Below are 10,512 nucleotides of genomic sequence, written 5' to 3'. Positions count from 1 at the left end.
GGCTCCGGAGGAGCTTTTCCGACCTGGTCTTACCCGTTCTGGCATTTCCTACCGTAGTCGGTCCGGATTCTCCGAGTCAAATCGGCTCTCAGGAGCTTTTTCGACTTGGTCCAGCCCGTCGGCCGCTGGAGAACTCTACCCGGTCCGGTTCGCAGTGTCAACTGCCTCGACCCGAGGAGCGGCCCGCCCGCTAAGACTTTCGGTCTTAGGAGCGTTCCTCCTCCTTGCGACGAGGGAAAAGTTACTCAGATCGATCACCGAAGTCAAATCGGCTGGTCAGCGGGGTGAACGGCCGGGGTCAGGCCCCTTTGCCCCTGGGCCGGAGCCACAGCGTCATGCCCCGACCGTGCGCAGTCGACTCCAGCACCTGCTCCGGCGTGACCGCCTGCTGGTGGTCCACCGGCACGAGGTCGTACCCCCAGGTGCCGTACTCCCTGAGCACGATCATCGGATCGTCACCCAACTCGGTGATGGCATTCGGTGAGAACGAGCACAGCACGTGCGGCCGGTCCCTGCGCAGGAGGCGCACAAGTCCGCCGAGGGCACGGTGCTCACGTCCGGGGGCGTCCACCTTCACCACCGACAAGCGCAGTCCGGCAAGGCTGGGCATGGCCTCCAGCTCCTTGTCCAGTCGGACAGCGCGCACCAACTCCTGCGGGCTGCCAATCGGCACGCCCTCCTCGACCGGTTCCAGAACCGGAGCCCCGTTCAGCTGACCGGTCCTGGCCGGGAACTGGGCCTGCGCAGCGGACGGGGCGCCCGCGTGCACATGTGCGTCCGCACCAGGGCGGACGCTGACCCCACCGGTCATGGCGGGTTCGGCGACGACTTCGCCGGAGACGTCCCAGGCCGCCCCGTCCACGACGATCAGGCGGTCCCCCACCTGCGGCGGCAGGTTGACCTCGACGTTGTGGCGGAGCAACGACCCAGCCCGTGCGCACGGCTCGACGGCGACCACGGCCCCGCTGGTGCCGAGCATGCTGAGCACCCTGATCGTGTGGTAACCGACGTGGGCACCGATGTCGACGAATACGCCATCGGGCTCGACCAGCGAATCGATCAGCCTGGACAACTCCGGCTCCCACACGCCGTTACTCGACAGCAGCGGGAGCATGAGCGCGTCCTCAGCAGGCAGCCTGAGCAAGCCGACGTCGCACAGCACGAGCGAACTCGGCACGCCGTCGACCGGGTTTCCGTGCCGCTCGTGCTCCCGGACGACGACCCGGCGCAGGGCGTCGGAGGTGTGCTGCGCCTGATGCGCCGCACGCAGACCTGACTCCAGACGACTGTCCCGCTCGCGCAGGCTGTCCCCAACCTTGGCCTCGAGCGCGTCGATCCGGTCGAGAGTGCGGTCCAGCATCATGGTCAGCCGGTCGAGCCGGTCCGCGAGGTTGTCGAGCTTCTTCGTGCGCTTGCCCGCCTCAGCGACCAGGGCGTCCTCCAACTCCCTGATGCGTCGCCCCTGGCCGGCGAGGTCGGCGGTGACCCGGACCACGCTGTCGTCGACACCGGCGAGCTGGTCGTGCAGCTGCGACTGGCGGGCCCCGTGCCGGTCGAGTTCCTCGCGCATGTCGTGCAGCTCGGTGACGCCGCCTGCGTCGCGGATCTCCTCCTGCCTGCGCAGCAGTTCACCAGCAGTGCGCTCCATCCCGTCGAGGACGGTGCCGAGCACGTCCCGCAGGTGGTTGTCGTAGTGGTTGAGCACGCGCAGGACCGCCTTGCGCAGTGCTGGTGCCATGGGCATGCGGCTCGCGACGCCCACGTCCGGCTGCCGCAGCAGCGCGTGCTTGGCCGAGTGCAGCGGGCCCAGCGGATCACTGTCGTGCACGACGCGTGCGGCGCTCCGCCTGGCCCGCCACGCGCGGTACGAGTGCTCGACCCGCTCCTTGAGCTGCTCGGCGACCCTGGTCAGGGCGTAGGCGCGCAGCAGGTGCCACCGGCCGGCCCTGGCCATCCGGTCGGCGATCTCCGGCTCGTCGGCGACTGCGCGCATGAGCTTCGCCGCAGCGTCGACGTCGGGTTCGGAGCCCCCGTGGTGGCACGGCACGAGCACGGCGGTGTCGTTGTCGAACAGTTCGGCGACGGCGCCGTGAGCACTGGCGATGACCGGGACCCCGCGCACGGCTGCCTCGGCGAGCGACCACGCGATGAGGTCGCCGCCAGCCCCGTCGCCTCGGTGCAGCGAGACGAGCCAGTCGGCGCTGTCGAGCAGGAACGGCAGGCTGATGGGTCGTTCGATCAACCGGATCCGGGAGTCGGTCGCGGTGGCGAGCCTGAGCCTCTCGGCGGCCTCCGGGTGCTCGGCTGCTCCGGCGACGGCAAGCAGCAAAACCACGTCGTTACGGTCCGGGAACGCGGCGAGGAACGCCGACACCGCACCGAGGGTGTTGCCGACCCGCTCCGAGGCGTGGTCGACGACCACCGCGAAGACGATCTCGTCACCGAGCTCGTGCGCGGACCGGGAAGCCGCCTTTGCCTTGTCCTCCCTGGTGGGGCGCTCCAGCATCGGCAACGGAAGCGTCCGCACGGTGAGACCGTCCGAACGCTCCAGTGCCGACTTCGTGCTCTCCGAGGTGACCCACAGCTCGTTGACCCCGGTCAGGTCCTCGTCGCTGACCGGCCCAGTGCGCACGGCGACGACGTAGCGCTCGCCGGGGATCCGCATGTTCTGGTCGCAGAGCAACACGACCGGGTAGCCGGGTTCGGTGGCCGTCGGCAGTCCAGAGGCCCTCGCCGTGGTGGCGACCAGGTCGGAGATCCACCCCTTGCCCAGCACCGAAACGCCGAGTTGGTCGAGCAACGCGGCGTCGGCGCCACGCCGCGGTGGCACGACGGCGGCGTGCACGCGCCCACTCGTGACGCCTGGGCCCACGCACCACTCGCGGAACGAGGTCGCGTCGACGGAGAACGGCTCGGGGAACTGTGCCCGCAGCTCGGGGTCGCCCCGCCAGACCGCGGCGACCCACCTGGTGGAGTTCGGCACCCCGTCCGCAGGCGCCCCAGCCCACTGGAGGAACTCGGCCTGGCTCGTGCCGAACGCTGGTGCAGGCGGCTCCGCGCCGGAGCGCCCAGCTTCCAGGCAGGCACGGCGGAACTCACGACGAAGCCCGACCGGGATGACCGTGCCGTCGTCCAGGCGTTCGAACCCGTACGTCGAGTGGTCCTTGCTCAGCCCGTGCCGGACGAGTTCGCCGCGGTAGTTCGTGCACAGTTCGGCAAGCAGCGGGTACTCCGACAGCAGCACCCTGGGGCGCTCGGACACGGTGGCCGCGAGCAGCCAGGGACGCTGCGGATCGAACCCGCTGAAGTGGACGGTCCGCAGCGGAACGCCGCTGACCTGCAGCGATCCCCCGTCAGAGCCAGTGGCCAACTGCCGCTGGCCCGCGTTCCAGACGGACAGGCCGATGCCGGGGTCGCGCAGGACGTGGTGCTCGATCAGCGCGGGTGCACCGTCGAGGAAGCTCGCCGCCGTGTCCGGCGCGTGCCGGATGGCTTCTGCCCAAGACCGCAGGAAGGACTCGGCGCCCGGCGCGACGGCCACGAAGCCTGCGTCGTAGACACCGACGGAGAGCAGTTCCTCCGGTGTCGGCCGCAACCCGTCATCGGGCAGCGGGCGCAGCACCTTGGGCACCAGCACCAGGGGCTTCTGGCGGGTCGCATCGACAACCTGCTCGTACACCGAGCCGAGCACGTGCACCGAGCGGTCCAGGTACAGCACTGGACCGCCCTCAGCGAGCAGACGTTCGAGCAGCCTGGGGCGCAGGGCTGCACAGAGCTGTTCAGCAGTACAGCCGGTCGCCAGTTCCGCGAGCTCACGGTCGCCGACACCGATGTCGGTCGGGCTCAGCAGGCCAGGCCCCGTCGTCCCGGGCTCGGCGTCAACCAGCAGGGCCACGAAGCGGGCGCCAGCGTGATGAGAGAGGAACGAGCTGCCGAGCACGCGGACCGCGGGCAGTTGCGCCCTCGTCGCGACGGTGCACGCGCTGAACACGGCATCGGGGACGACGATCGAGGGCGGAACGCCCGGCCCGTTCGACGTTTCCGGACCGATCCCGACCTTGATCACAGAAGGCCGGGGCGCCGCCGGCTCCCCGGCAGCGGTGACGGTCGGCTCATCGGGCTGTGGGCCTGTGGCGGGGACGTCTGTCACGGGGCACAACCTAGCTCGGTTGGGCTTCGAGTCGAAGCAGCACGGTGATTCAGCCGGTGCATCCAGATGCTGTCATGGGGTCGCGAGGGGCAGGGTCGGCAGGTAGTGGGGAGCCCTGCGCGCCCCGCTGGCCTGCTCGAACGCCGCTGCGAAGGCGAGCACTCGCGCGTCCCGCCACTTGCTAGCCATGAACGACACGCCGATTGGCAGGGCGCCTGCGAACCCCGCCGGTACCGAAACGTTCGGATAGCCGGCAACAGCTGCGGGCGTGGACGAACCGAGGCTGTACGCATCCCCGGCGGCGTAGTCGGTCTTCCAAGCGGCGGAATTCGTCGGCGCGACGATCGCGTCGAGGTGGTTCGCGGCCAGGACCTCGTCGATGGACCTGCGGGCGAGCGAGGTCGCTGCCTCACGTTGCGCCTGGTAGCGCTCGTCGGTGATCGGGGGCGCGGACTGTGCCTGCTCGAACAGTTCCTGGCCGAACTTGCTCAGCTCGACTGGGTCCTTGCTGTTGAAGTCGATCAGCGCGGCGAGAGTCTGCGGGGCGCATCTCCGCGAGCGCAGGTACTGCTCCAGGTCGTGTCGGAACTCGGTCAGCAGAGCAGGTGATTCGGCTGCGGCGATCTGATCCTGGTAGGGCAGTTCGACGTCGACAACCGTCACGCCGGCAGCCGTCAACGCGTCCACAACGGAGCGCATCACCTTGTCCACGTCGGCATCCTGGCCAGCCATGCGCCAGATGCCCAAGCGCGCTCCCCTCAGGGCTCCGGGGTTGAGCAGCGCTGCGTAGTCACGCGGCTGACTCACCGGGTAGGCAGCAGTCGCCGGGTCACGCGGATCTCGTCCCTGTAGGACGGACAGTGCGATCGCCGCGTCAACGACGTGCCGCGCCATCGGACCTGCCGTGTCCTGTTCAGCGGAGATCGGCACAACCCCCGTCCTGCTGACCAGTCCGAGACTCGGCTTGAGGCCGACGACCCCGTTCTGGCCAGCCGGGCAGACGATTGACCCGTCCGTCTCGGTGCCGACCGCGACCTGCGCCAGTGAAGCAGCTACCGCCGCACCTGAACCTGAGGACGAACCGCAGGGGTTGCGGTCGAGGACGTACGGGTTGTTCGTCTGGCCACCCGTTCCCGACCACCCTGACGTCGACTTCGTCGAGCGGAAGTTCGCCCACTCCGACAAGTTGGTCTTGCCCAGGATGACCGCGCCGGCAGCACGGAGCCGCTTGATCAACACGGCATCGTCGATGGGGGGCACGTTGAGTGCTCGCGAGCCCGCGGTACTTGCCAAGCCCTTGGTGTCGACGTTGTCCTTGAGAAGAACCGGGATGCCGTCCAACTGGCCCTTCGTCTGGCCATGTCGTCGTCGAGCGTCGCTGGCATCGGCCTGTTCGAGTGCGTCGGGACTGACGGCGAGCACCGAATTGACCGCGTGGTCGACAGTGCCGATCCGGTGCAGGTACGCCTTCGTAAGCGCATGCGCGGTCAGCGATCCTTGGTCGAACCGGTGCTGCAGTTCGGGGATCGTTGCCAGATCCAGGTCGAAGCCAAGCCCAGCCTGACGAGGCTCGGCGGCAGCGCCTGGAGTCATAGCGGTTGAGCAGAGCGCAGCAGCCAGCAGTGTCCAGACCAGACGCATGGCGACATGCCACCGTGATCGCTGCAACGCGTCAACACTTCACCGATCACAGAACCGGCAGGTAGGTGCTGAGCTCGTACGGAGTGACCTTGCTCCGATAGGCGTCCCACTCGGAGCGCTTGTTCCGCAGGAAGAACTCGTAGACGTGCTCCCCCAATGTCTCGGCGAGCAGTTCAGAGTGCTCCATCTCCCGCAGGGCCTCGCCCAGGTTCTGTGGAAGGCTGGCGTACCCGGCGGCGCGACGTTCTGCCTCGGTCAACGACCAGACGTCATCCTCAGCTGCTGGCGGCAGCTCGTATCCCTCCTGCACCCCCTTCAATCCTGCGGCGATGATCACTGCGTACGCGAGGTACGGGTTGCACGCCGAGTCGAGGCTGCGCACCTCAACTCGCCTCGACGACGCCTTGCCCGGAGAGTACATAGGCACCCTGACAAGCGCGGATCGGTTCGCGTGCCCCCAGCACACCGCAGTCGGCGCCTCTCCGCCGACGATCAGCCTCTTGTACGAGTTCACGAACTGGTTGGTCACGCCGGTGATCTCGCGAGCGTGACGCAGCAGTCCTGCCACGAACGCCTTGCCCGTAGCGGACAACTCGTACGGGTCCTCGGCGTCGTAGAAAGCGTTGCGGTCGCCCTCGAACAGGCTGACGTGCGTGTGCATCCCCGAACCGGGTTGATGCGTGAACGGCTTCGGCATGAAGGAAGCCCGCACACCCTGAGTGATGGCCACCTCCTTCACGACATACCGGAAGGTCATGACGTTGTCGGCCATGGTCAGCGCGTCGGCGTAGCGCAGGTCGATCTCCTGTTGGCCGGGTGCGCCCTCGTGGTGGCTGAACTCGACCGAGATGCCCATCGCCTCGAGCGCCTCGATGGCGTGGCGCCGGAAGTGGGGTGCGGTGTCGTGGCTGGCTTGATCGAAGAAGCCCCCGTTGTCCGCGGGCACCGGTTCCCGGCCATCGTCGTTGAGCTCACGAAGCAGAAAGAACTCGATCTCGGGGTGGACATAGCAGGTGAACCCGGCCTCGCTTGCCCGGGAGAGCGTCCTGCGCAGCACGTGGCGAGGATCTGCCCAGGAGGGTGAGCCGTCAGGCATCGCGATATCGCAAAACATCCGCGCCGAGTAGTGGCCACCGTCCGCCGACTCCCAGGGAAGCACCTGGAAGGTCGACGGATCTGGCTTCGCGACCATGTCCGACTCGTACACCCTGGCGAAGCCCTCGATCGCCGAGCCGTCGAACCCGATCCCCTCGGAGAAGGCGCCCTCCAGCTCGGCGGGGGCAACAGCCACCGACTTGAGATAGCCGAGTACGTCGGTGAACCACAACCGGACAAACCGGATGTCGCGTTCCTCCAAAGTACGCAGCACGAACTCCTGCTGGCGGTCCATGAGCGCAGGGTATGCAGCTCGCGTTAACAACATGTTTCGCAGCCGGACTTACCACCCGCTGGGCTGGACAGCGGTTGCCAGCACGCAGGGCGACGTGTAGCAGGTAGCGACGCTGACCAGCGAGGGAGGAACCGGGATGGGCAGCAGCCCTGCACCGACTGTCACGAGGTTGACCGACGACCAACGCAACTCGTTCACCGCGGCGCTGCTCGGCTGGACGATGGACGCCTTCGACTACTTCCTGGTCGTGCTGGTGTACGCCGACATCGGCAACGACTTCGGTGTGTCGCTCACTGACATGGCCTTCCTCACCACGGTCACCCTGGTGATGCGCCCGGTGGGTGCGCTGATCTTCGGCCTGTGGGCAGATCGGATCGGCAGGCGAGTGCCACTAATGGTTGACGTCGTCTTCTACTCAGTGGTCGGCTTTCTCTGTGCCTTTGCGCCGAACTACACGGTGCTACTCGTTCTGCGGCTGCTGTACGGCATCGGAATGGGGGGCGAGTGGGGGCTCGGGGCAGCGCTTGCCATGGAGAAGATCCCCAGCAGTCGGCGAGGATTCTTCTCAGGAGTACTGCAACAGGGCTACTCAATGGGATATCTACTCGCATCAGTGGCCTATCTAGGTCTCCATGCAGGTCTCGGCCTGTCGTGGCGATGGTTGTTCGCCCTGAGCATCATTCCCGCCCTGATTACCCTACTCATCAGAGCACACGTTGGCGAATCCGAGGCCTGGCAGTCAACGCGCATCAAAATGCAAACCCAAAGGACCTCAATCACGTCTGTGATCTTCAACGGCAAGGTGTTGAAGCGATTCGCTTACCTGATCGTGCTCATGACAGCGTTCAACTGGATGAGCCACGGCACGCAGGACGTCTACCCGACCTTCCTCAAGGCGACTGAGCACGGCGGAGCAGGCTTGTCCGCCCCAACAGCGACGGTCATCGCCATCGTCTACAACATGGGCGCGATGGTCGGGGGCATGATCTTCGGCGCACTGTCGGAACGCTTTGGCCGTCGCAGAACCATCGTATTCTGCACAATCATTGGGCTGCCCATTATCCCGTTGTTCGCATACTCCACCACAGCGGGCTTGTTGTGCCTCGGAGCTTTCCTGATGCAGGTCGCGGTACAGGGCGCCTGGGGAGTGATCCCAGCACACCTCACAGAGATGTCTCCAGACGCCATCAGAGGCTTCTACCCAGGCGTCACTTATCAGCTCGGCAACTGCCTCGCCGCGTTCAACCTCCCAATCCAGGAAGCGCTAGCAGCCGACCATGGCTACCCCTTCGCGCTGACGGCCACGGTGGCACCCGCGCTTGCCTTGCTCGCGGTGCTGACCTGGTTCGGCAAGGAAGCGAAGGGGGTTCAGTTCGGTGACGCCTTCGAGACTGCAACACTGACCCGCTAGCCGTCAAACATGATATTCGCTCACTTCTTCCCGCGCGCTTCGCTGTCACGCTAGTTGTCAGACCCCTTGGCTAGCTTGGCGACACGAGGCAAGGAGAGGTGATCATGACCGCGATCGAACGGCTCGTCACGGCAGTCGACGACGTCCTGAGCATTGCAGTGCATGCTGCGTCATGCGACGAGGTTGAGAACAATCTGGCAGTCATCGCTCGGCAGGTAAACCGGCTGCAAGCGGCGATCTGCGAGCATGCGGCAGCCATGACCACAGCACGGGAGCGCGACAAGGCACAACGCACAAGGCCGGTCGACTTCCTGAAGAGCCAGTGCCACATGTCCGGAGCTCAGGCTCGAGACGTGATGAAGTGCAGCGAGATCTTGAATGAGAACGGCCTGAGCGGTACTGCTCTGGCGCTCAGGACAGGATCAATCACCTGGCCACATGCCACCACCGTGGTCCGTGGCGTCAACAAGCTAGGGCTGGCCGAGGTCAAGGCGCGGGAGCAGGTGTGGATCGACAATGTTGCGACCGCCACCGGCCCCGAGCGGCTGCAGCGAGTGGTCCAGGCGAGGGTCCACGAAGTCGCGGCAACGCCACCGCGTTCGATTTCTCGCCCTGCGGAACGTCGCCCGATTGCACTTCATCCCAGCTCCTCGAAGGCATACCAGGTGAGCGGCGTGGTGACCCGAGAGGAGGGTGCGAGAATTCTTCGGGCAATAGATCTTGCCCACGCAAGTGCAACTTCCAAACCACAGGATGATCCCGTCGTCTGGATCATCTCGGACTGGCTTGCAGGTCACGACGCAGCCGAAGCGTCCGCCGGGCCAGAATGGGGGACGACATCCGAACGGAAAGAGATGAGCGAGACGACCGTCGATCGTGCGGCAATCATGAAGGTGGCAACACGGCCAGTACAGGCCTCAGACGTTCAACGAGGTGATTCTGGACTGCGTTTCAGCGTTGCACTCACTGTAGGTACGGAGTTGCCGCAAGCGATACCCGGCTACAACGGGTGTGCGTCCCCTGGGTGCCTGTACGACCCGCAATGGTGTGATCAGCACAGCGCAAGCCGCCTGCCACACACCCGCGAGCCCCATGCGGCGTGACGTTCATCTGGGAGCAGCGAAGGCTGGCCTCGACTCACATGATCAAGTTCCGTCTCGGGTCGGCTGCTGTCACTGACCAGCTACTTCGATGCGACCATGCGTCGAAGACCGTTGCCCAAACTAGGATCTCGACATGGCACATCGCCGCGCCACATTGAGCGCTGTTCTGATCGCCGCCACGTTCACCGCTGGGTGCACGAGCGGAACCGGTTCCTCAGTCGGTCCCCTGCCTGACGGCAAGACCGAGTTGGCCAAAGCCGCGGAGTCCATGCGGTCCGTGCAGAGCACGCACTTCACCATCACTGTCGACGGAGAGCTCCCTGGCGTGCCGGTTCGCAACGCGGATGGGGATCTGACCAGTTCCGGAACAGCGAAGGGCAATGCGAAGGTGAGCGAGTTCGGACAGCTTGTCCAGCTCGACTTCGTCTTGGTGGACGGGACGGCATTCATCAAAGGCCCGACGGGCGGGTACCAGAAGATGTCCGCCACGCTGGCAACCGCCATCTACGATCCAGCCACAATCCTGAACGCAGACAAGGGGGTCTCAAAGGTACTGAGCAGCGTAGAGAGCCCGGAGGCCGAGGCGCAGGAGGACGACGCGTACCGCATCTCAGGAAAAGTTTCGAAGGCTGTGGTCTCGTCCCTCGTCCCGGGAATCGCCTCTGATGTGACCGGCAAGTTCTGGATCTCCTCGTCTGGGCAGCCCTACCTGAAGCAGGCGAAGTTCGACGTACCGAACGGCCAGGGCAAGGCGATGGTGACCGTGGTGCTGTCGAACATCAACGCGCCCGTGACGATCACGGCACCGGCGTAGCAG

Annotated in this window: 6 protein-coding genes; 3 read left to right on the top strand and 3 right to left on the bottom strand. The window is 66.0% G+C overall.

All coding sequences use genetic code 11. The annotated features are described in order from the left end of the window. Window positions 1-298: 298 nt before the first annotated feature. The 3 genes from KALB_RS05345 to glnA form a co-directional block, all read right to left on the bottom strand. Window positions 299-4,150 (bottom strand): FkbM family methyltransferase, encoded by a 3,852-nt coding sequence (locus tag KALB_RS05345; RefSeq protein ID WP_148309356.1) that lies wholly within the window; start codon window positions 4,148-4,150, stop codon window positions 299-301. A 72-nt stretch (window positions 4,151-4,222) separates the two neighbouring features. After that, a complete protein-coding gene (locus KALB_RS05340; RefSeq protein ID WP_025354697.1) occupies window positions 4,223-5,791 on the bottom strand; it encodes an amidase in 1,569 nt (522 codons plus the stop codon). A gap of 46 nt (window positions 5,792-5,837) precedes the next feature. Then, window positions 5,838-7,181 carry a type I glutamate--ammonia ligase gene (gene glnA / locus KALB_RS05335; RefSeq protein ID WP_025354696.1) on the bottom strand — a complete coding sequence of 448 codons (1,344 nt, stop codon included), beginning with the start codon at window positions 7,179-7,181 and terminating at the stop codon, window positions 5,838-5,840. A gap of 136 nt (window positions 7,182-7,317) precedes the next feature. On the opposite strand from glnA, the gene KALB_RS05330 reads away from it, so the two are divergent. The 3 genes from KALB_RS05330 to KALB_RS05325 all read left to right on the top strand — a co-directional run bounded on the left by KALB_RS05330 (window position 7,318) and on the right by KALB_RS05325 (window position 10,509). Beyond that, the gene (locus tag KALB_RS05330) at window positions 7,318-8,592 is read left to right on the top strand and encodes an MFS transporter (RefSeq protein ID WP_025354695.1); all 1,275 of its coding nucleotides are present in this window, start codon (window positions 7,318-7,320) and stop codon (window positions 8,590-8,592) included. 104 nt (window positions 8,593-8,696) lie between these two features. After that, window positions 8,697-9,695, top strand: a complete 999-nt coding sequence (locus KALB_RS46290) for a DUF222 domain-containing protein (RefSeq protein WP_148309355.1) — start codon at window positions 8,697-8,699, stop codon at window positions 9,693-9,695. 133 nt (window positions 9,696-9,828) lie between these two features. Then, window positions 9,829-10,509, top strand: coding sequence for an LppX_LprAFG lipoprotein (locus KALB_RS05325; RefSeq protein ID WP_025354694.1), 681 nt, complete (start codon window positions 9,829-9,831; stop codon window positions 10,507-10,509). The last annotated feature ends 3 nt before the right edge of the window (window positions 10,510-10,512 follow it).

The organism is Kutzneria viridogrisea DSM 43870, from assembly GCF_000525635.1.
In the GTDB taxonomy this organism is placed as follows: Bacteria; Actinomycetota; Actinomycetes; order Mycobacteriales; family Pseudonocardiaceae; genus Kutzneria; species Kutzneria viridogrisea.
The sequence above is the reverse complement of the archived record's forward strand: the minus strand, read 5'-3'. Positions and strand labels throughout refer to the sequence as shown.